Annotated in this window: 22 protein-coding genes, 1 other RNA gene and 2 pseudogenes; 14 read left to right on the top strand and 11 right to left on the bottom strand. The window is 39.6% G+C overall.

Going from position 1 to position 22,316, the window contains the following annotated elements:
- Positions 1–44: 44 nt before the first annotated feature.
- Positions 45–842: a DNA translocase FtsK gene (locus tag I3B46_RS07110; RefSeq protein ID WP_196993156.1), complete on the bottom strand. Its 798-nt coding sequence runs from the start codon at positions 840–842 to the stop codon at positions 45–47.
- Positions 843–903: 61 nt separating this feature from the next.
- Complete coding sequence (locus I3B46_RS07115; RefSeq protein ID WP_196993157.1) at positions 904–1,320, bottom strand: hypothetical protein; 417 nt, start codon at positions 1,318–1,320, stop codon at positions 904–906.
- Positions 1,321–1,457: 137 nt separating this feature from the next.
- Here I3B46_RS07115 and I3B46_RS07120 point away from each other — a divergent pair, with 137 nt between their 5' ends.
- The 5 genes from I3B46_RS07120 to I3B46_RS07140 all read left to right on the top strand — a co-directional run bounded on the left by I3B46_RS07120 (position 1,458) and on the right by I3B46_RS07140 (position 3,809).
- Positions 1,458–1,733, top strand: a complete 276-nt coding sequence (locus tag I3B46_RS07120; protein ID WP_196993158.1) for a helix-turn-helix domain-containing protein — start codon at positions 1,458–1,460, stop codon at positions 1,731–1,733.
- Positions 1,734–1,840: 107 nt separating this feature from the next.
- Positions 1,841–2,182, top strand: a complete 342-nt coding sequence (locus I3B46_RS07125; protein ID WP_196993159.1) for a hypothetical protein — start codon at positions 1,841–1,843, stop codon at positions 2,180–2,182.
- A 9-nt stretch (positions 2,183–2,191) separates the two neighbouring features.
- A complete protein-coding gene (locus I3B46_RS07130; RefSeq protein WP_146063747.1) occupies positions 2,192–2,509 on the top strand; it encodes a hypothetical protein in 318 nt (105 codons plus the stop codon).
- Between the two features lie 279 nt (positions 2,510–2,788).
- Positions 2,789–3,223, top strand: coding sequence for a DUF2787 family protein (locus tag I3B46_RS07135; RefSeq protein WP_196993160.1), 435 nt, complete (start codon positions 2,789–2,791; stop codon positions 3,221–3,223).
- A 70-nt stretch (positions 3,224–3,293) separates the two neighbouring features.
- Positions 3,294–3,809, top strand: coding sequence for a hypothetical protein (locus I3B46_RS07140; RefSeq protein WP_196993161.1), 516 nt, complete (start codon positions 3,294–3,296; stop codon positions 3,807–3,809).
- A gap of 2 nt (positions 3,810–3,811) precedes the next feature.
- Here the strand turns inward: I3B46_RS07140 and I3B46_RS07145 are convergent, their stop codons facing one another.
- A complete protein-coding gene (locus tag I3B46_RS07145) occupies positions 3,812–4,447 on the bottom strand; it encodes a hypothetical protein (protein WP_196993162.1) in 636 nt (211 codons plus the stop codon).
- Positions 4,448–4,633: 186 nt separating this feature from the next.
- Here I3B46_RS07145 and I3B46_RS07150 point away from each other — a divergent pair, with 186 nt between their 5' ends.
- The 6 genes and pseudogenes from I3B46_RS07150 to I3B46_RS07170 form a co-directional block, all read left to right on the top strand.
- Entirely contained in the window at positions 4,634–4,825 is a 192-nt protein-coding gene (locus tag I3B46_RS07150) for a helix-turn-helix transcriptional regulator (protein ID WP_196993163.1), read from the top strand.
- Positions 4,826–4,901: 76 nt separating this feature from the next.
- Complete coding sequence (locus I3B46_RS07155; RefSeq protein ID WP_196993164.1) at positions 4,902–5,663, top strand: hypothetical protein; 762 nt, start codon at positions 4,902–4,904, stop codon at positions 5,661–5,663.
- A 177-nt stretch (positions 5,664–5,840) separates the two neighbouring features.
- Positions 5,841–7,466 (top strand): DUF927 domain-containing protein, encoded by a 1,626-nt coding sequence (locus I3B46_RS07160; RefSeq protein ID WP_196993165.1) that lies wholly within the window; start codon positions 5,841–5,843, stop codon positions 7,464–7,466.
- Between the two features lie 258 nt (positions 7,467–7,724).
- On the top strand, positions 7,725–7,922 hold the full coding sequence (locus I3B46_RS22335; RefSeq protein WP_231405909.1) for a hypothetical protein: 198 nt from the start codon (positions 7,725–7,727) through the stop codon (positions 7,920–7,922).
- Positions 7,903–9,099 (top strand): FRG domain-containing protein, encoded by a 1,197-nt coding sequence (locus tag I3B46_RS07165; protein WP_231405910.1) that lies wholly within the window; start codon positions 7,903–7,905, stop codon positions 9,097–9,099. Before I3B46_RS22335 ends, I3B46_RS07165 begins: the two co-directional genes overlap by 20 nt.
- 364 nt (positions 9,100–9,463) lie before the next feature.
- Positions 9,464–10,281: pseudogene (locus I3B46_RS07170) on the top strand (IS3 family transposase); the annotation flags it as partial.
- 12 nt (positions 10,282–10,293) lie between these two features.
- Here the strand turns inward: I3B46_RS07170 and I3B46_RS07175 are convergent.
- Positions 10,294–10,429 (bottom strand): annotated as a pseudogene (locus I3B46_RS07175) (IS3 family transposase); the annotation flags it as partial.
- Positions 10,430–10,574: 145 nt separating this feature from the next.
- Positions 10,575–12,314, bottom strand: a complete 1,740-nt coding sequence (locus I3B46_RS07180; protein ID WP_196993166.1) for a hypothetical protein — start codon at positions 12,312–12,314, stop codon at positions 10,575–10,577.
- Positions 12,315–12,502: 188 nt separating this feature from the next.
- Between I3B46_RS07180 and I3B46_RS07185 the strand changes: the two genes are divergently transcribed.
- Positions 12,503–12,742: a molecular chaperone DnaJ gene (locus tag I3B46_RS07185; protein ID WP_196993167.1), complete on the top strand. Its 240-nt coding sequence runs from the start codon at positions 12,503–12,505 to the stop codon at positions 12,740–12,742.
- Positions 12,743–13,057: 315 nt separating this feature from the next.
- On the opposite strand, the gene I3B46_RS07190 is transcribed toward I3B46_RS07185, so the two are convergent.
- The 4 genes from I3B46_RS07190 to smpB all read right to left on the bottom strand — a co-directional run bounded on the left by I3B46_RS07190 (position 13,058) and on the right by smpB (position 18,545).
- Positions 13,058–15,532 (bottom strand): DEAD/DEAH box helicase, encoded by a 2,475-nt coding sequence (locus I3B46_RS07190; RefSeq protein WP_196993168.1) that lies wholly within the window; start codon positions 15,530–15,532, stop codon positions 13,058–13,060.
- Positions 15,533–16,276: 744 nt separating this feature from the next.
- Positions 16,277–17,485: an integrase domain-containing protein gene (locus I3B46_RS07195; protein WP_196993169.1), complete on the bottom strand. Its 1,209-nt coding sequence runs from the start codon at positions 17,483–17,485 to the stop codon at positions 16,277–16,279.
- 165 nt (positions 17,486–17,650) lie between these two features.
- Positions 17,651–18,014: a transfer-messenger RNA gene (gene ssrA, locus I3B46_RS07200) on the bottom strand.
- Between the two features lie 48 nt (positions 18,015–18,062).
- Positions 18,063–18,545 (bottom strand): SsrA-binding protein SmpB, encoded by a 483-nt coding sequence (smpB, locus tag I3B46_RS07205; RefSeq protein ID WP_004921558.1) that lies wholly within the window; start codon positions 18,543–18,545, stop codon positions 18,063–18,065.
- Positions 18,546–18,699: 154 nt separating this feature from the next.
- On the opposite strand from smpB, the gene I3B46_RS07210 reads away from it, so the two are divergent.
- The gene (locus I3B46_RS07210) at positions 18,700–19,134 is read left to right on the top strand and encodes a type II toxin-antitoxin system RatA family toxin (protein ID WP_014656346.1); all 435 of its coding nucleotides are present in this window, start codon (positions 18,700–18,702) and stop codon (positions 19,132–19,134) included.
- Positions 19,127–19,420, top strand: a complete 294-nt coding sequence (locus I3B46_RS07215) for an RnfH family protein (protein WP_004921549.1) — start codon at positions 19,127–19,129, stop codon at positions 19,418–19,420. Before I3B46_RS07210 ends, I3B46_RS07215 begins: the two co-directional genes overlap by 8 nt.
- Positions 19,421–20,059: 639 nt before the next feature.
- Here I3B46_RS07215 and bamE read toward each other — a convergent pair.
- A complete protein-coding gene (bamE, locus tag I3B46_RS07220; RefSeq protein ID WP_004921543.1) occupies positions 20,060–20,539 on the bottom strand; it encodes an outer membrane protein assembly factor BamE in 480 nt (159 codons plus the stop codon).
- A gap of 112 nt (positions 20,540–20,651) precedes the next feature.
- Positions 20,652–22,313 carry a DNA repair protein RecN gene (recN, locus tag I3B46_RS07225; RefSeq protein ID WP_036941037.1) on the bottom strand — a complete coding sequence of 554 codons (1,662 nt, stop codon included), beginning with the start codon at positions 22,311–22,313 and terminating at the stop codon, positions 20,652–20,654.
- Positions 22,314–22,316: the final 3 nt, after the last annotated feature.

The raw sequence follows: 22,316 nt of genomic DNA on the forward strand, positions 1-22,316 counted from the left end.
AAAAATGGAAACAACAGAAAAAACTACTGATTCGCAATAATACGTCAAAACCAGCTTTTCCAATAAATCAGATACCTCAAATAATCCCCTCCATCCTCTTGCAGCTCATGCACCAACGGTTTCATGCTTTTATGGGGTAAATCAGGCCACTCACCAATTCCTCTTTGCTGATGAATATTTTCCTCAGATAGGCTTTCCCAGCCAGCCTCATTCGGCACCCATAAACCTTGCCATTCTTCCTGTGCTATACGGGGTAGCTTCCAGCAGGGTTGATAACTAATGCGTCCATGTTGCCGTAGTACATCCAATGGGGTTTCAGGGCGAAGCGTGGCTAGAAAACGATAAGAACTGGCGTTGTTACGGAGCGTATCTTGATAAATGTCATCGCTGTGGGTATCAATCAGGTATTCAAACGGTGAAACAGATTTCAAGACATTGTTTGTCCCGCCTTCAACTTCTATTTCCTCGACCCAGACCACAATACGTTGCCAGACAATAGCTTGAATCAAGCAACGGTATTCTAGGGATTGCGTATCTAGTGGTGAATCAGTGAATAACGGTGTCTGTGCTATCTCAATAGGTGCTGCAAAGGCTGATGCATCAAAAGATTGGTAGTGAGTTGGGTATCCCAGCACTTCACGATAATCATACTGATTCAAGGGCGTAATCACACCCAAATATTCAAGTTGATGAATAATGCGCTCAGCACGGTGAAATCCTATCCGAAAATGGCGCTGTAAACGCCTCGGTGAGGCTCTGTTAATGAGAGTGACATAATCAATAGCTTTAGCCGTTAATGGGTCATAGCTGCTGTCTAGCATGTTGTGGTGAGATAACTGCATAGTGCCTCTGAGTCAGTGACGAAAATACAGTTATTAAAATAACAAAAGATATTAAAAGATACTAATCTAATTCTTCCTGTTTCATGGTGAGTGCATTTTTTAATAACGCTTTTCTTTTCTCAACTGACAGTGATTTGTAGATTTCAAGTAAAAGGTTAAGATCTGCACTTTCAGGAGATAGCGTGTTTTGCTTGATGAGCTCTTTTTCATCCGTGTTTAGGATCACCTTAAATGCATCAATATGATAGAGGTCGCCACGCTTATTAGGGTTCTTCTTGCGAAAGTGGGGATGAAGAGCTGTGATTGATTCTAGACGGACTCTAACGCCTTTCGCGGTGGTAGGGATATCCATATCTTTATATTCAGGGTAACGTGTTGGATCGTCAGCTTTTTCTTTTCCTATAGCAGCTAGCTCCCCACTGGTAAACCAGAGCTTGGGCGCATTATCCATTTCAGTTAGTTGTTTTTTATCAGTCATGATTTTTATAAATTCCATACATATCAAAAGGATAAAATAACCGCACTAGAAAGATGTTAAAATCATAAAGATATCTATTGATAATTCCCTTTAATTGGTTTTTAATAGATGAGGAATTAAACAGTGGAGTTATTACTATGTCTAACCCTGTAGCATCTCAAAAAAAGTGCCGAAAAGGAAGCTCTGCGGATTGGCACCGTGCGGATATTGTGGCGGCTTTGCATAAAAAAGGGGTCACACTAGCGCAATTATCTCGTGAGCATGGGCTTTCTTCTCGGACGTTAAATAATGCGCTAGAGAGAGCTTACCCAAGAGCTGAACAGATCATTGCAGATGTGATTGGTACGGCTCCTGAAACAATATGGCCGAGTCGTTACATCAATAAGCCACCCTCTAATAATCATGAAAGGTAATTGAAATAGCCTAAATATTTACCCTTGCCTATCGGTAAGGCATTGCACCCATTCTAGCGTCAACACCATGGAAAAAAACCTTAATTCATTTAATTGAAGGAACAGTCATGTCTATCAAAAATAAATTGCAAAAAATCCGAGAAGAAAACGAAGCGAAAGGATTAAATGATCCGGCTTTATTTAAACAGCGTTTGCTCAACGGTGGTTTTGGATTAGCAAAAACCTTTTGGCTATTTTGGTTTTTGCCGATTTTATTCTTAAATATCGTTGAATTTTTTATTACTAAAAAGGTGACATTGAATAAAGTAGAAGCATTGAGTCTCATTTGGGATGTTTGCTGTTTTTACTTTATCGTGAAAATACCAAATCGTCGTGCTTGGTATTACGTGGCGTTGGTTGTGATTGCACTCGATATATTAGCAGGAATAACCGTGAATTTTCTGCTGTAAGGTGACAATGTGAAAATGAAACTTAACCAGTGGATGAAATTAAGCATATTAATGGCGATAGTTGGTTTAACGGGATGTAATGAGAGTACCATTAATTGTAATAGTGATGGTGCAAAAGCATTAGCGTTACAAGTGGTCAATCAACATGTCGGTTGGGCGATGTATGAGCAGCTTGAGAATGTGCGAACGCAACGTCAAAATGCAGAACGAGGCGTTTATCTCTGTGCTGCCGAAGCAACGGGAAAAGCAGGTTCTGTCACGGTAATTTATTCCGTGCAGCTCACGGATGATAAAAAAAGTTTTGTTGTTACGTTACTCAACGGTTAATTGCTATGCCAGCCTATTATTAGGTTGGCATTTTACCCTTTGACGCTTCCATTCTTTCATTCACTTTCCACATCAATATTCCCCGCCATTAATAAAAATCACAGTACGTATATCAAAATAGCAATGATGGCTAAATGTATATAACTTCCTGATTATAAACAATAAATAGCTTTACTTTGCTAATGGTTATGGTAAAATATTAGCATGTCACTATACCCATATATGATTGGGTTGTGCTTAACAGTTTATTTCCACTTTTTTATTTAAAGGTAACTTTATATGACTATTCATCAGTCAGGGCTGCGCTTGCCTATCGCACAAGCATTTAGCCAATTGTTATTACATGAACTGGACAATTCAGTTGTTAACTCAGCGATTGATTTAACCACTGTTCGAGCGGTTACAATAAATTTTCGAGACCCATTGTATAGTGCTGAAACAGGCGGCTTCCATCCTGTCGAAATACGTTTGTTGAGGCTGCATGAGCAATGGCAGTTTGATTATGTGACAGATTTTTCATATATGGGGGGCTATTATCCTGAGCTTGAAAAGGAACTCGATATTTGTTGGTCGCAGGGTTATGTCTATCATTTTATGATGGGGGATATTGATGAAGAAGAGGGCGGAGCACTGTTTGAACTGTGGCAACGCAATTTTATTCAATACCACAAAATGAAATGTTATGAAGTCAGTATTCAGTGGGAAACCCACTAATTAAGTAAAAAATAATACCAGCGCTGGTGATTCCATTAAGTACAGTACAATCAATAGAAGGTTTGAATTGATGTTGATACCGTCCAAGCAAGGGGATTTAGATTGCCTCTGTGGGATTTACAGTCTGGTGAATATGAGTACATGGTTCTATGGAGAGCGCATTAAACCCCGCCCGTTATTTAACTATCTTTTGCGTGAATACAGCGAGTATTGGTCACTGTACAAGTGTTTAAGTCAAGGTATTGATATTCCTGAAATGGATTACTTGATTAAGCGCCTAACCTCAAAATATCCATCACAAACCCCTCTACACGTCACCACGCCATTTCGTTACAGAGATGGACTTACCACACAAAAAATACTGTCTGCTTGTCAGGCGTTCTTAGGCGCTCATACAACGTCACGTCGGCTTATTCTTCTGGGTGATCAGTGGCATTGGTCGCTGGTGGAACGTATGGACAGTGAATATCTCTATTTCTTTGATAGCCACCAGCAAGAGAAAGTGAGCCGCACCTGTTATGGTTTACGAGGTAACAAGGTACGGCGGTTGTATAGTGAATCTGTTTATTTTATTGATTTAAAGTAATTTTACATATCATAATTGTTTAATTTTTTTAGATATTTATTAATCATTTCTGTATCTAATAAGTTTTCAATATCTTTTGGGTGCCATTGCCTATTCGGTATATTATGACCTCTCCCTGCTATACAAAGAGGCACCGAAACACCTTCATAATTTAGTCTTGCGAGTATTTTTTCAAAAGTTAATTTTTTTTCAGTGCTAAGGTATTTGGCATACTGGTAGATTGCATATAATTTATGTGACTCATAACTAGTTGCTGGAGTAATAATCACTAGTTCACTATTTTGTTTATTATGATCCAAATCATTATAAGCTTTATTTATGCAATAAGAAATTACATCACCTAAACTGTCTATGTCCTTTTTACCAAGATAATTAAGATCTCCTCCTAATTGAGATTTATATATAGCCGCTAGTCTAGCGCAAGTGTCTCTACCTAGATGTACATGAGTGCTAATAAGTCCCTTTTTTTTTCGCAATTCTGATTTTTTTCTGTGAGATAAAACATCACTTTTTACATCATTATCCGAAGTGCTAGTTTTGGTGTTTTTTTCACTAATAGCTGGTGATATATTTTTTTTGTTGATGGTTACTTTTCTTTTTTTAGCTAAATGTTCTGATTTTTTTTGTTTCGGCGGCATGTGTTTTTTCTTAAAGTTTATGTTTTAACAATTGAGATTCAGTTAAAGTGAGATTATAGCAGTTTAAAGTACTAAGCGAGCGATTTCTTCTGATTGACTGAATTTCAGCATATTAATCTGTGTAAAAACGTTCTGATATACTTAGCTCCTAGAACAAGGTATTTCATTGGTTTAAAAGGGGGAAATATGAATCATACAACTATAAAGGTGATCTCAATGGCCGAAGTGATGGCTTTACTTGGGTATAAAACTCGTAATTCAATTTATGATCTCGAACGTAAAGCAGGATTCCCGCCGCGTATCCATATAGGTATTAGAAGAATAGGTTATGATTTTCACTTGGTACAGGAGTGGATACAGTCGCGTACTAATAAGTAAGCATAAACTATTTAACTAATTTAAATAACTATAACAAAGAAATAATACCTTTATTATTTCTAGGGATAATTATGTAATGAAAATCTATGCCAGTAGGCGAAGTATAAATAGACGAAGTACTAAAGAAGGTAGAGAAAATAATGATCGTATTAAAATATTGGAGTCTGTTTACAATAAAACAAAAAATAAAACTTATAAGAATTTAGCTAAAAAAATTAATAATTGTGAGGATGCTTACCCATGTAATAGTTTAGCTTGTGCTAAATGTATTAAGACTAAACAATTTTATATGGTTAATAAATACAGGAGTTATATAAATAAAAACCATATCTTTGTGACTCTTATTTTCTATAAAGATAAAGTTCCGATAAATAAATTGTCAGATTTTAACCCTAATTTATTAAAGGACAAATTAAGAAAGAAGCTTAAATCTATTGGTTTTAATAACTTTATTTTTGGCTGTCTAGAATTAGATCTCCACTTATATGAGAGCATTAATTCTAGTTATTATCAACCTCATTTTCATTTATTAATTCCTAATGAAAGTGAAAAAATCAAATCTCTTAGAGATTACATGAAGTCATCTAAGAATTTAAACTCTCGTCAAGGCATCAAAAATAGACCTATGGTGGTTGATGAAATTAATGATATAGACGGTATTATCAACTATACCACTAAAATCATGTGGTGCGAAATGGCATTTTTTACTAATAAGGAGGGAAAGCTCAAGCATAGTGGTAAACGTCGTATATCGAATAATCGTATGTTTACTGATTCATTAGTTAAGCTAGATACACTGAAATTCAGTGACATATTTTTTAAGTGTAATTTCCAGTAACTAATTTCTAGATCTCTGTTTAGACAGCACCAGTATGCCTGTAGATATGGAAGATGAGTTAGTTTACTAGTTTTTAGAATGAACACTGGTTAATTTATCTTTATTAGTATAATGCTAATACATACTGGTGTTGTAAATGGTGATTTAGTGATTTTTTGATTATCAATGAGGTCATTTATGACAATGAAAAAATTTGGTTCGAAACATATTAAGCTTGTTGCTTTATCATACCAAGATGAAGGGCAAGAATCTTATCGTTTAGTTAAGTTTTTTAATATAAATAAAAAGCAGGATGATTGTTTATTAATTCCAGCATCAATAATTGCAGTGCCTAATAAACTTAAAAGCCTTCTATTAGAGAATGGTTTTAAACCTAAAGTTATCCATGAGAATTTCAAAGAAGTTTTTGATGTTATTTTAGGTGATTGTGATGAAAGAATTTTACTGTGTAATAAACCAGGTTTTCTTTATGTTGATAATGAGTACTACTATATTAAAAACTCAGGAGAGGTATTAGGTGGACATAATGACTTGAAGATATTTCCAAATCCTAATGCTAGAACATTTAATTACTCATGTCAGGCTAAAGGGACATTGGAACAATGGAAGAATAAGGTAGCAGAAACTGCTAAATATAGTCCTTATATTATGCTTGGCTTATGTTCAGCTTTTGCTGGCATGTGCATTTATTTTACAAAAATAGAATCAGGAGGATTTCATGCTCACGGTGAGAGTTCTTCGGGGAAAAGTACAATGTTAGAATCAGCAGCTTCTGTATTTGGGGACTCCTCATATATTCTTGATTGGAATATCACTGAGGCTGCATTTGAGCAGCAAGCTGAGTCTCGTAATCATGGTTTGCTATTGACTGATGAGCTTATTTTAATAGATTCCAATCGTCAAACAGCCGCCCAAAAAATGCAAAAATTTGTGTATATGCTTGGTTCTGGTACTGGAAAGTCAAGAAGTCATACCTATCAAGAACGTTCGGCTAGTTGGCAATTAGTCGCTTTAAGTAATGGAGAAGAAGCTTTAAGCCAACATGCCAGCTCTGGTCTAATGAGTCGTAAGAATGGTGAAATAGCGCGGTTCATCGATGTTCCTGTTGATTGTGATAATGATATGGGTATTTTTAGTTCATTACCTGAAGGTGTATCGTCATCTGCTGAATATGCAGAAAATTTGAAAGAAAATTGCAATAACTATTATGGCACCGCTGGGGATGCATTCGTACAGAAGATACTGGCAAAGGTCAATCAAAAGTCCTATGAGTACATTGCTAATAAGCTCAAATATTATATTGCCGAATTCTTAGAGCAGAATGATGTAGGTTCTAATGGATTAGAAAAGCGTATAGCTACTCGTTTTGCCTTAGCATATGCAAGCGGGATCCTAGGTATTAAAACTAAGGTTCTCCCTTTTACTGAGAAGGAAATCTTTGATGGTATTACACATTGTTATCTAAAAGCTATTGATCAAAACCCTGTTAACAAAATGGTTTTAAATCAAAAACTACTAGATGCATTGAAAAATCCCTGCAAACCGAAAAAGAGTCTAGTCGACGAGGACGAGCTAAATAACTTAGATGTTATTGTTTTAAAAATCAAGGGAGAATATTATGCAGCAGTAAACCCATCATTTTTTAATAATAATATTATTGGGAACAAAAAATCAGTGATCAATCAGTTGGTCTCAGAAGGGAAATTGCTTACTGATGCTCAAGGCAAAAGCACTCGTCAGTGTAAGGTTAATGGTGTGAAATTAAGTCGTCGCTATTGTTTGAAAGTAGATGTTGTGAGTTAACTGTTCAACTAGTAAATATCATATGAAAGGCCTTCTAGTTATTTCTGGAAGGCCTTTATTACATTGGCTTTAGGCTATTTGAGTGATATTGGTCATACTGCATCAAATTTAATTGGGTAGTAGTCTGCTCTGAGCGAGGAGCGGACATTGCTAACAGCGTTCTATGTAAACCAGCGGGGCACAGGTCACGCAATGTTTAAAAATCCACCAGCTCTGGCATAATGAAATTACAATGTAATTCATGCAAGGATGACATACATGTTGAATCTTATCGTGGTTGGTAATCTCGATTATCACAGTTTTTTCTCTGATAATAACGGTGAAGCGTCTTTTCCGGTTTCCCAGCTTTTTGAATCCACCCCTGACTCACTCAGAAATAAACTGCTCCCCCTGACCAGAAACCTATCAGTTTCTTCAGGAACTGCCGGTCATTTTTATGACAGAGCCGGAGTTTGAAGTTGATGAGGAAGACAATACAGGCGGTTATTACAGCAATATCCGCATTAGAAGAATAAGTGACATCAGAGCAACAACTATAAACCGGGAAAAAGTTCTGGCTTTTAACTATGAGTTAACCGGTATCATCGGCAAAGAATCCTTAACCAGTGAAAAAGAATACATCAGAAAGCTGGAGCTGGGCAGCTTTGGGCTGAACAGAAATTTCTGGGCAGTCAAGGATATAGACGTTAAAGAGTTTTTCGATATATTAGGTCTCAGTGTGTTAGCCCCTGAAGCTTCCGCTTCGGTTATAACTGAAGCACCTGACAATAATGAAGACCTTGAGGTAATTTCGGATATCAATCAATATCTGGAAATCATATTGAATCATCCTCAGGATCATAATGAAAAGGTGTTTTACCGGGGTCACTCCGACATCAGCTATCAGTTAGAACCTTCGCTGTTCCGTAAAAATACGCAAGGTAACTATCGCTACCGACATCACGAATCGGATATGATTACCGAGCTGCTGACAGTTCAACCCGCTGAGTTTAGAGAAGACCGCTATATGGTGGATAAGCTTGTACGCATGCAACATTATGGCTTACCCACGCGCCTGCTTGACGACTCAACTAACCCGCTTATCGCACTCTATTTCGCGTGTTCCAAAATCAAACGAGATGAAGATGAAAATGAAAATGAAATTGATGGCAATGTCATTATATTAACGACACCCAAAAGTGAAATTAAGTTCTTCGACTCCGATACCGTAAGTTGTATAGCCAATCTTTCCCGGCTTTCATCACGTATCAAAAGCAACCTGAATACCAGCTTGGCGACTCAGGAATTTAATGCCACCGAGGAGTGCGAGCATTTGCTTCATCTGCTCCGTGATGAGAAGTCCAATTTCAAAAACATTATCGATCCGGCACATCTGAGTAAAATTGTTCTGGTTAAAGGTAGTCTCAGCAACGCCCGCATTTCCTCTCAGTCTGGAGCGTTCCTCTTATTTGGCGAAAGCGTGGACCTGCCAGATACGGGGCTAAGTACGCTGAACGTCAGAAAACTGGTGATTAGAAACAAGGAACGCCTGATGCAGCAGCTCAGCCGCTTCGGCATCAACGAAAGTACGGTTTATCCGGGTATAGAGAAAGCTGCAACGGAAATCGCCAAACTCTACAATGGTCGGAGCTGATAACAAATAGGCATACTGTGCTACTGTATGCCTTCCCAGTGCTACCTGTCGCGTATTTCTTTCGGGAAAAGACGAACTCCCGTTTAGAATGGTTCTAATTACCTAATAGTGTAAAAAATAAAAAATATAATAATTTCATATTGTTATATGACAACCACATCAACTATGTGAAGTTTTTAGTAAAAAATAGCCTTTATTACGGCTAAAAACTTTACTTTCATCTCTTGGCTGTTGCACACCGCAATCATTCTAACTTTCTGGAATTAGTCTAAAAGAGAATCAGAGTAACTCTTTGCCTATTGGCTGCTGATCTCTTACCCTTGTACAGTATCTGGAACTAACCCCGGTCAATTTGTAGTTCGGCAAAAAAACTTTAACGGTACCTGAAAAGCGTGAACGGGTGCGTTACGTGATGACGGAATATCAGGCCAGTGAACGACGCGGGTGCCGTATTATGGGTATCAGTCTAAGCTTGTTGCATTATTGCCCTGACACCGGGTGGGATATACCGGTGGTTGAGATATTACAAAAGCTGGCACATCAATATCCAGCATATGGCTTTGGCCTTGATACGACAAGCAGGATTATAATGAAATGCAAAACGAGTATACCGTGTATATCGTTTACTGAAACTTAACTTCCTGCGAAAAGATAAAAAATGGCTGCCTGACAGGCATCCACAGCCTTTGGCTATTCAGCTTAATATGAACTTGGTCAATTGATTTTATGAGTGATGCCCTGACAGATGGACGGTGGTTCAGATTATTCAATGTCATGGATGATATTAACCGGGGAGCGCTGGCAATTGAAGTTGACTTAAATATACCCGCACATCGTGTGGTACGTATTCTGGAGCGATTAAGTGCAGAGAGAGGTTACCCTGCTTTTATACGGAGTGACAACCGGCCCGGGATTTATTGCAGCAACACTGACTGAATGGGGAAGGGATCACGGAGTGACTTTCGACTTCATTCAGCCGGGAAAACCCATGCAAAATGGATTTATTGAACGGTTTAATAAAACACTGCGAACTGAAATACTAGATATGTATTTGTTCTGCTCACTGTCCGAAGTATGTGCTCTGACAGAAGACTAGCGTACTGATATAACGAAGCACGCCCACATAGCTCACTGGGAGATGTTCCCCCAATCATTTATGCAAGGCAAAAACTGGCAGCGGAACTAAAAACAGAAGGGACTACACATACAATCATACTTCTTACGCCATGTGTAAAACGTGGCATCGGAAATGGCGTTCTTACAGCGGATATCAGGGCTTCGCCTCGCGGAGAATACTAATGATCTCTTCGTCGAAAAAATGCTTCTTCATGGGGATGTCCTCATGTGGCTTATAATGATATTACTAACATCGGGGTGTACTAATCAACGATGAGCAGGTCAAGTCATCAATTATGAATCGAAATCAGAGTTGCTATATAATACTCTGAGAACCTTGAATTTCAGTTACTTTCCATTCAGAATTTCTCGTGGAATAAGGAAATTCTAGGCCATTGCTTAAGCCAATTCTTAGCCTTATTTATCCTTACTTTTAAAGCCCTTTCGCTAATCTCATTAATTTCATTAGCTTGTAGGATACCTATGAACTTACTCACTGAGGTTTTATCTACAAAGAGGTTATACCAAAGGAAACAAATTCCGAGCAATAAATCTTCAAGTGCGCTTATCTCCATAGTGAGATTTTCTTCTAGAGTTTCTTGAAGGTACTGGCCTTTACAAAAAACTCCTGCCAGATATAAACTATCTTCTTTTGAAATATTTGTGGGCGTGTAAAAAATACAAGTATTTGTATTACCTGAAGGGAGTTGAACCATTATATTAGGCTTCATCCACTGTGAGCTATCAAAATTATTAAGAAACATAGGAATCATTAGCACAGAACTTGCCAAATTTAGTTTTTTGAAGAACAAATTTCTTTCAGCTATACACTCAATATTATCACTATTTTTATTACTGAAATAATGCTTCATCAATTCCATCGGCTCTGGTAAAGAACCCAAAAACATCCAAGGGAAAAGACCAACTGGGTTTGAGTGGAATAGCTCTTTCAAGTTATTAAACAATAGATCGTCTATATGTCCATCATTCTCAGAAAAAGTTAACAGTTTGAACTGATAGTCTTGAGGATAGATCTTTTTCAGTTTAGTCATGCACTCCCTCACTTTAATGTACCAAGTAGAATTTTTCATTACTGAAAAATAAAACATGACCATGTGACATATGACCATTTTCCGTACTACCGCTGGGTCCATTTTCTTTAGTAGGGGTTGTGTAACTTTAGCAAAATCATCGGGATAGGGCTTTATAAATCGGTATAGAGAAAATAATCGCCTATTTAATCTTTTAAACTGAGGAGCAATTTTTTTACTATCTAACTCATGATCGTATTCTCTTGGAAATTCTTCTCTATATATTTTGTAATACTTTGCAGGTGTAATATCCTCATAGTAACGACATAATGCATGTAGTATTGGCGCCCACTGTGTGTACCTCTTTCCATCTAGCAATGGATGCAATACATCTTTCAAAGGATCTTGACCTAAAGCAAGTTTGTGAGCTATTTCTATAAAGTGCGCGTGGATCTGTCCAAGATTAAATTCACTATTATCTAATTTATTAGTGAATAAATCGCAAGCATGAATCCTAAATTGAGCCATGTTGTTTTGAGGATGTCCATACACGACCTTTACCAAATTTGACGTAAGTTGCCGTTCATTCACCATCTTATACAGCGCAATTAGTGTCGGATCTTTAATTATAATATCTTGTCTATGACGCTCAATACTATTTAATTCTGTACGAACTTTATAATAAGCATGAACAATTTTTTTTGGCTCTAAAACTGAATAAGTAGTTGCAGCTGCGGTCAGAAATAACTCAAGTGACATATTGGGATAATTTTTGGTGAGAATATCAACGTATGCAAAAAACTGACAGTTCAATGGTGAAGTCAAATTGAGATTCCTCATTACTACATGTAGTGCGTCATAACGTGGGTCAAATGCTTTTTCTAAGATGTCATAGTAATAAGGCCTATTAGATAGGGGGATTCTGGCTAGAAGTCTTCTTAAGTGAACTAAACCAGATTGTTTTCTAAAATCTAAACTTCCAAAAATTAGATTATAGGCTATACCTGCTTCAAACCATTCCCTCAACACATTTTCAGCCTCACTTGATTTTAAAACAATCTCTTCCATTCACATTTCCTCGTTAATTACAATACATAAATTGAAAAATAATTCGGGTCGTTAAACAAATTAGGAATTATTAGTATGTCTACTCTTATTGAGTTTCAACTCTTAAGGAAATCATACAGGCTACTTCCGAAACATAAAATGGTTCATTGGTGATCCTGTGTCATTCATATAAAAAAGTGAGAGAAATCATGAAAGAAGTACTTTGTTCATTATGCCATGGGCGTGGTAGTGACGTAGTGATTACATGCAGTAACTGCAATGGTTCAGGTTATGATCCAAAAGAAGATAAACCGTTCGCACAGTGCCATACCTGTTACGGGGAAGGTATTGAAGAAGTTGAAATTTGTCCTAAGTGTGGTGGTGAGGGTTACTACTACGAAGATGATGATGAAGATGAAGATGATGATGATGATGATAAAAGGCTGTAAATAATTTTTAACTGCCGTCATATGAAAGGTGATCGCTCAGGCGATCACCTAACTCGAGAAAAGAGATCCTGGAAATAATCATGCCAATCTATTGTTTAAATTTGACCAGTAGGTAGACATTTCCAGCAAGGCAAGGTCCAAATCACAATAGACTAAAACCTTCATCAACAAATTTTCATCACAACCAACTCCGCCCCAACAACTAAATCAAGTTGTATGCAATTTTATCTGTCGGGGCAAGATGCTGGTTGCTCTCAAGCGAACTTTAATCGTGCAGCTCCCTACTCCGCGAATCACGAGCCAAAGTGATATACGTCACTTGGCTCCTTGTGCGACCGTGCACAACGCTTCAATATCTTCCGCAGAAAGTTGGTAATGTTTAAGTTGTTTATGCACCGCTTGCGCGTCATTATAACAGCCATTACTAACCAAGGAGATCGAATATGCTTTAATCGCCTTGTGCATCCTAGTGAGTCCTTGTTCGTTGACAATTCGGATATCGGAATGAGGTGATGCAGCATGTTCAAATATGGTCTTGGGATGTACCAAGATGGGCGTCCTTGTACAGGTGTGGCCATACTTTTCATCAAACCAGACGATGGACCCATTTAATTGGTTCGTGTCATGTTTGGAAACGCGTTCGGCCAGTACAGCTCCGCTTTTGCATTCGATCACGAAATACCGTGAGTTACCGAGAGCCCAGAGATTATCTGGTCCTCGACCTACTAGATCTTCTGGCCTTTCTGACCCGAAACCGAGAAACACTCCTAGCTCCTTCATAGCAGCCTCAAACCGCTTTGCCCCTTCCTCTCCCCACTGTAGATCATCTAGCAACCCGTTTACCCATATAATGAGGTCGTTACCTTCGAGAAAGCGCGTCATGAAGTTAACGGCTGCGGCTGCTTGTCCGCTGGCTGGGGCGCTAAGACGGTGATAAGTAGTTCCTGCCAATGGCTTAAGAAGCCGATGATTGTTGCTGAGAGCAGCCAGTTGCAGCTCCTGCGCCTGTGAAGGGTCAGTAAAATTAGTGTACGTTGCTAACTGTTGTTTCAAGTAGCCTTTAATCTGACGCTCACTCGTTGCGTTCACCGCTGTCTGAGCCTTATTCTGGGCAATATCATATCGCGACACACGTGCCGCATCGAAGGCCTCCCGCAACAACACCTGATTAGCGTCAATGCGTCCCTCTTCGATAGGGGGCGCGTTTACAACCGCATTACGGCCAGCCTGCACCCAGTTGTCGTTTTGGGACAGACATAGGTCCATAATTTCTTCAAGCTTCTCGAGCGATTGCCCACGCAACTGCTCCGCAACACTTTTTCCGAGATAAATCTGAGCGCGAGTAGCAGAAGAAAACATCGTTTCGGCCTCGGGTTGATGAAGTCGTTGCGTCAGCCTGCCGCCAAGCAATAGTACGACACAATGATCGTCACTGGACCGTACACCACGGCCCATTCCCTGCTCGATTCTCTGAACTTGACGCACAAGCTGGCGTCTGGTTCCATCCAACAGTAACATTTCGCGCCGTTCGCCGAGCCCGTAAACCTCCGGCAAGCCGTCAATGACGAGCAATTCACAGGCCTTTCCTGGCAAGTCGATTCCGTCGTATTTATTGATCAGTACGGTTAAACCCAGAATACCGTCCTTAAGATGCTGTATACCTGCTTGAATGTTGTCTTTGTCAAGAGTTTGATGCGCGACATCTTTCCAGAATTTTGCACGCTCTTTAGAGGGTACGATAACAACGACGTTCAGGTTCTCTGCGATCGTTGATACAAGTTCGCGGATCTCCTCCATCTTGAAATCCGGATTGATCTCTTGTGGAGCAAGAATCATGCGATCTCCAATGTCTCCACCTCCTTTAGGTCGAATCGGCTTAACTACCTCATCTGCCAAGGCCCCAAAATGGCTCACAAGGATTGTATCATCCGCTAAGGTTGCCGTCATATAGATCCGCCGCTGTGCAGTGTCGAAGGACGGAATACAATCGATTGGGATGAAATGTGGAGAGATTTCTAGTTTGCCACCGCCGAACAGGCAGGTGCAAAGCGGGATACAATCGCGCAGCAAGGGCCAACTCCACTCCAACTCTGCGGAAGCTCGTTGGGTATGCAACAGCTCGATAACTTGCCTTTGATGATATTGCCAAGCCCAATAGGGCACCTCCATAACGATACTAGGGTCTAGGGCCTGCACATCGAGCAGACCGGCCGGTGACTGATTTTCCAGATCGCTCTTAAAGAGCTTGAGTAGACCGTCATATACAGGTGTGCCAACATTGGCCTTAATCGAGAACTGATCGTGAACCACGCCAAGGCATGCATGCGCATCGTCAACAACAACACAACCTATCGGAATCTTCTTTTGTCCGACCCCAAAAATAGATCTTGCGTTGAAGAGCTTCCACACGTTGGCAACAAGGATGGCTCGACCTGCAAGGAAGTCGGGATCCTTCTCGTCATCTGTAGCGGGAATGCCAAGCTCCTTCGCCTCATGTAGTACCTGATTGACAAGGAAGCTATCGGGCGTGATGTATACTGCGGGCTTGATGTTTTCGTTAAGCGAACTCTGCAAGCACAGCAAGCCCACTACAGTCTTGCCGCCGCCAGTATTCATCTTAAGCGTCAAATCTTTGGCTTCCCTCCGTGCATACCAAGCGTCTAGTACGTCAGCCTGTTCATCCAGAGGACGCTTGAAACGGGCGTCTCTCTTGAGAGTAGTAAAGATTTTTCTCGGATCAGTTTGCTTTGCACCGATACCTGCATTCAGCTTGCCAAAGTCTAGGCTCATATAACAATCTCTAGTTAGGTTTGGACCATGTAAATCGCCACGGTTTTTTATTATGTATTACAATGACCATATAACGACATAGTCACTGCCCCAATTGAAACCTTAAAATACTCTATATCCAGATAACTTATCTGTGAGCTAGGAGCAATAATAAGGGGTCTAGTTCCATCAGTCCATAGATGACTGCTCCCCGTTGATTAGTGCCCCTCGCTATCTAAGCCAATAACTATCTTTTTTCTCCATCAGAACGCTCACGGTCAATCTTTGTCAACGGTGCATTAAGCTGATGCTCTTTCATTCCATGTTTGTATGCATTGTATTGCCAGATCACAAACTGTTGTTTGTACCTCCGATTCTCTTCCTTAAGCTCTTCGCTTTCAAGATTCACAATCCTAGCGGCTGCAATGTTCAAACTATCTGGACGCGGATTTTTGGGGCCAGCCTTAATAGGTTATGCAGCCCATTTTATTGGATTAACAGCGACCTTTATCTCACTCGGCGTGATAGTTGCATTGTCAGCATCAATCGTCACAATGGTTATGTCGAAAAAAGTAAACAGCTGAGAAGTGATACTCTTTGTTCATCAATGCTCTGTAGATAAGGTCTAGCCAAGTTGTATATTCTGATAAGTGTAGCTAAATATCTACCAGGAATTGATTATATTATGAGTATTTTCAGGCGAAAAGAAAAGTCATAGCAACGTCCGCCTTTGGCACAAAACAGACAATTAAATTTAATTGTGCACTAACGTTTATTGATTGCCTTATTAACAAACTCTCCCCACCAATCCATCATTTCACGCCTTTGTTCAAGATAAATAGCTCTGTTATAAGCACGTCTTACCTCATTGCTATCTATATGGGCTAAAGCTGCTTCAATCACATCAGGTTGAAATCCATGCTCATTTAATGCAGTTGATGCAATTGAACGGAATCCATGTGCTACAAGGCGACCTGCAAAGCCAACACGCTTGATAGCCGCATTAACTGTTTGGCTATTCATTGGTTTAGTGTGTGGTGATTTCATACTGGGAAAAATGTGTTCCCTATGACCGCTTATAGGTTTCATAGTTTCTAATATTGCCAATGCTTGAGGAGAGAGAGGAATGATATGTTCTCTTTTCATCTTCATTCTTGCTGGTGGGATAGTCCAAAGCTTATTATCGAGATCGATCTCACACCATGCCGCTTCGGCTGCTTCGGCTGGGCGAGTCATAGTTAATAATTGCCATTGCAGTAAACAATAAGTTTGTCGCTCAATGTTGACTCCTTGGATTGCAGCCATCAATTCAGGAAGCTGATCAGGTTTTAATGCAGGTAAGTTTTTTACAACTGGGTTTTCAAAAGCGGCGGTAATTTTTGCAGCAGGATTAGCATCAAGATAGCCCACATTCACAGCATAAAACATCACTTCATTAATGCGTTGCGCTACTCGTTTAACTGATTCTAGTTTGCCTTGTGCTTTTAAAGGTTCTAATGCGCTAATAAAGTGGCGGGCTTTTAAATCAGCTATTGCTATATCACCAACATGAGGGAGGACATGTAGCTCAAGAGAACGCCAAATATCTTTCAAGGTTGATTCTTGTAAACTAGATTTACTTTTGATTTCGAACCACTGTTGAGCTATTTTTTCAAAGGTATTATTTTTTTCTTCAAACAGGCGTTGTTCTTCAGCTTTTTTGTGTTCTTGTGGGTCTATATTTTTAGCTAGAAGCTCTCGCGCATTTTCACGTTTAAGCCTAGCATCTAAAAGACTAACTGTAGGATAGCTACCAAAGCTAATAAGTGCTCGTTTTTTGGTTATAGGGCGGTAGTAGTTAAAGCGCCATATTTTTGAGCCAGTTGTTTTGATTAGCAGATATAAGCCATTTCCATCTTGCAGCGTATAATCTTTATCTTTGGGTTTTGCTGATTTAAGCTTGGTATCACTGAGTGGAACTGTTGTACGCGCCATATAGTTATACGCCTTTTAGTTATACATAAGGGATATAACTAATGATATAACTAAAAATTTTGCTTGTCACTGAGCATAACTAACCATTAATACATATAAAAAAAGCCTTCAACTATGAAATTGAAGGCTTTTTTAATCATCACTGAACATCAATGATACTATATTTGGTGGAGCTGGCGGGAGTTGAACCCGCGTCCGAAATTTCTACATCCTCGGTACTACATGCTTAGTCTAGTCTTTAAATTCATTTGCCAGCTGCGGACAGACACGCCACCAACAAACTATCCTGATTAAATTTAACGCTTCAACCCCAGGCAAGGCATCCACGCGATCTCTTTTGGGTTTGACCTCTCTTGATCCCCGTCCTAAGAGCGGAGGCTAGGGAGAGAGGGCTCTATGCAGGTTATTAAGCTGCTAGTGCGTAGTTTTCGTCGTTTGCGACTATTTTTTTGCGGCTTTTATCGAGGCCAACCGCCCCTCGGCATGCACCTTGGGTTTCGCAAATCCCGTCGAATCCAGAATCAGCCCCAAGTTGTTAAGTGCAGTATAACAGAAAAATACTCTAAAAAGCTAGAACTTAGCGATTAGAATGTTTCATTATACGTGCTTTATCTAGTTTCCATTCGCGTTCTTTAATATCAGAACGTTTGTCGTGTGCTTTTTTACCTTTTGCAACGCCAATTTTGACTTTGCACCAAGCATTTTTCCAATATAAAGAAAGAGCAACGACAGTATAACCTTCACGGTTTACGCGACCATAAAGGGTGTCTAATTCTCGTTGGTTCAGTAACAACTTTCTGCTGCGTGTTGGGTCACAAACTACGTGAGAGGATGCAACATTTAAAGGTGTGATATTCGCACCAAATAAATAGGCTTCACCATCCCTAAGCAGGACATAGCTATCACCAATGTTCGCTTTACCAGCACGGAGCGATTTTACTTCCCAACCTTGTAGGGACAAGCCAGCCTCGAATTCATCTTCGATAGAATACTCGTGGCGAGCACGTTTGTTTAGGGCAATAGTTGCCGAACCAGGTTTATAAGCTTTTTTCTTTGTCATAGTTTGTTCATTATACTGTAAGCTGAAGTGAAATAAATCTTTCCGTGTTTAAAAATGTGCCGATTGTGCAATTATTGTGCTTAATCCGTTTTGTTTTTTGTTTAACCAATCAATAGTGGTATTATATGGGCAGTTTTTGGGGATAGGAATTGATATGCCACAGATTAGTCGCTCTGCGTTAGTCCCATTTAGCGCGGAACAAATGTATAAACTTGTTAATGATGTCATTGCATATCCAAGCTTCTTGCCTGGATGTGTAGGTAGTCGGGTGATTAGTCATAGTGATGACGAAATGACCGCTTCTGTTGAGGTTTCAAAAGCAGGTATCAGTAAGACCTTTGTAACCAAAAATGTGTTAGAGGATAACAAGGGTATCCATATGCAATTGGTTGAAGGGCCTTTTAGTAAACTGACGGGAGGATGGCGCTTTATACCTCTAAGCCCAGATGCTTGTAAGATAGAATTCCATCTTGATTTTGAGTTTACTAATAAGCTGATTGAACTTGCATTTGGCAAAATCTTTAAAGAACTTGCGAATAACATGGTACAAGCTTTTACGTTGAGAGCGAAGGATATCTATAGTGTCTGAGCTAAATGTTGAAGTCACTTATGCTTTGCCGGAGAAGCAATATCTATTACCAGTTAAGGTTATGGAAGGTGCTACAGTTGAAGATGCAATAATGGCATCTGGTATCCTTGCATTACGGGCGGATATTGACCTTAAAAAAAATAAGGTGGGTATTTATAGTCGCCCTGCAAAACTGAGTGATAAGTTGAATGAGGGTGACCGAGTGGAAATTTATCGGCCTCTTATTGCTGATCCTAAAGAGTTACGCCGTAAACGGGCTGAAAAATCTAAAGATAGTAAAAAATAACTCTCTTTTTTTGTGATTAAACCGAGTACTTGCTCGGTTTTTTATTGACCGCTTTTGGATGGTTTAATCGGGTAGGTAGTATTACGGCTTAATCAGTATCTTTTCAACCAAATGAAAGAATTTTGCTATTATCATGTCTGGGTGCATATATTATGCCAGTACAAAAGCGCAGTATATTGACAGCATTCTATGAAAAGCGCTGTTGGTAATGAGAAGAACACTGGCGAAATAACGCCAATGAAATAGAGCTTAGCACTAGAGACAATGGCGTTAGTGTAATAGAGGATAGGGGGGAGACTCTTACTATTGCATTAAGTTGAGAATTTTTATTACCTGTTGATGAGTGCCTTGATGGATTAAACGGTATTAATGTAATACGCGATACTCATGATGCCAGTCAAATAGAGTGCAGCAGTAAAAATAGCTTTTATTGAACAAATTGAGAGTTTTTGGTTTTGATAGTGCGTACTTTGAATGGCTAAGTGGCTAATTGTATTCATCGCAGCGCAATTTAGTGCTAGGTTTGAGAATTCTTTAGATAGCCTAAAGCAGCAATAACTACCTGTTTTATATTGATGACAGGTAGCTATTGTAAGGCTAATTAACAAATAAGTGGATAACGAATATCAGTTAACAAGCTTATTTGCTTAGCATCTTTTTAGTCGCGGGAGCTGCGGTTTGTGGCTGCTCTGAAACAGGTTCACTAGCTTCAGTGTTGCTAGAAGCAGGCTCAGCAGATACTGGCTGTGCATTTTCAATTTCTTTTGCTTCCATAGATTCCTGCTCTGAAAGATCCTTCTCATTTTTGATATCAGTCAGGATACCATTACGGTCAAAGCTAAGAGTCAAAGTTTGTTGCTTAACGGGATCATGACCAAGCTCTTGGCGGAAAACATAATACCAAGTTTGAGTACCAAACGGGTCGGTTAACATTGGTGTGCCCAAAGTATACGCGACCTGTTGCTGAGTCATTCCTTTTTGTATCTTAGCAACATCTTTCGCTGTCAGGTAATTACCTTGGTTAATGTCAGGGTGATAGACCAGACGCTCCATCATTGAACAACCTGATGACATTAATGCGAGTGATAGTGCAGCAGCAGTTAACAGTTTATAACGCATGGATATCTCATTCCTTTTGGAGTCAGAACATCAATGATAATCGACATTGATACATTTTAAAACCTTCCGTATTGACTCTAAGACCATAGGAGTGCAAAAAAGTTGTCAAAATTTATGCGGCAAGTAACTCTTTTGCATTTGCCAATGTGTTTTTGGTCACTTCACTGCCTGCTAATAAACGTGCAAGTTCTTGTAAACGTGATTTTTTATCAAGTAATTGCATATGTGTTTCGGTTTCTATGCCGTTCGTTTCTTTACTGACATAAAAATGATGGTGCCCACAGCCTGCAACTTGGGGTAGATGTGTTACACACATGACTTGGGTTGATTCACCTAATTCACGGAGTAATCGCCCAACAATAGCAGCCGTTGGGCCGCTAATACCGACATCGACCTCATCAAAAATCAGTGCTGGTGTATCCATTTTTTTCGCTGTGATCACCTGAATAGCCAATGCGATACGTGATAATTCACCTCCAGAAGCAACTTTAGCAAGTGCTTGATGTGGTTGCCCTGGGTTTGTTGTGACATTGAACTCCACCTTGCTTGCCCCATCTGGCTGTAGATGCTCAGGGGTAAACTTAACATCAATAGTAAACCGACCATGAGGCATAGAAAGTTGATGCATACTATTAGTAATCAGTTGGCTCAGTTCTTGAGCATACTCTAAACGGATTTGGTGCAGATCTTGGGCACAAGCCATCGCATGTTGATGATCTTGGTGAACTTGCTCACTTAGCATTTCACAATCTTCATTTTGGTTGGCTATTTTTTCTTGTTCGTCTAATAACTGCTGATAAAGCTCAGGTAATGCCTCTGGCATAATATGATGTTTACGAGCAAGGCTAATTTGTTTTGATATACGCTGTTCAAGTTCATACAAGCGATTAGGATCCAATTCATACTGATCACAATAATGCCTTAACTCATCGCTTGCCTCGCTGACTTGAATAGATGCTTCTTCTAGCATATCGAGTAGACTAGAAAATTTTGTATCAAGGGATGCTAGCTCGGCTAATTCATGCTTGGCGCTGTTGAGTAAACTCAAAATATTAGCATCATCACTCTCGGACATAATTTGCATGGCATTTTGCCCAAGCGTTAAAAACTGCCCGTAATTAGCGAGTTGCTTATATTCCTGCTCAATACTTTCAAATTCACCTTGAACAGGTGAAAACTCAGCTAATTCTTTTAAATGATAATCAAGCAACTGTTGACGCGACTCACGCTCTTGCATCTGTTTTTGAAACATGGCGAGCTGTTGGCATGAATCATGCCACTTTTGCCATGCGTGTTTCATTTGTAAGAGACGCTCTTGTTGATTGGCGTAGGCATCCAGCAGTGATTTCTGATGGTTATTATCGAGTAAAAGCTGATGTGCGTGTTGCCCATGGATTTGGATAAGCAGAGCGCCCAGTTCACGAAGCTGTGAAAGTGGCACCGCTGTACCATTAATAAAACCACGTGAACGGCCATCTAACGTAATGGTACGCCGTAAAAGACATTCACTTTGATTATCAAGTTCATGTTCAATGAGCCACTTGGCAGCCATATCTGCATCCACTAAGGAGAAGCGTGCACATAAGTCAGCGCGTTGTGCGCCGGGACGTACCATATTGGCATCGCCGCGGCTACCTAAGCAGAGACCAAGTGCATCAATAGCGATAGATTTACCTGCACCAGTTTCACCTGTAATTGTGGTCATACCGCTACGAAAATCGATTTCCAGATCACGAACGATAGCAAAATTATTAATGGTAAGTTGGGTAAGCATCTG

The sequence above is a fragment of the Providencia sp. 2.29 genome (genome assembly GCF_015832305.1).
Taxonomy (GTDB): Bacteria; Pseudomonadota; Gammaproteobacteria; order Enterobacterales; family Enterobacteriaceae; genus Providencia; species Providencia stuartii.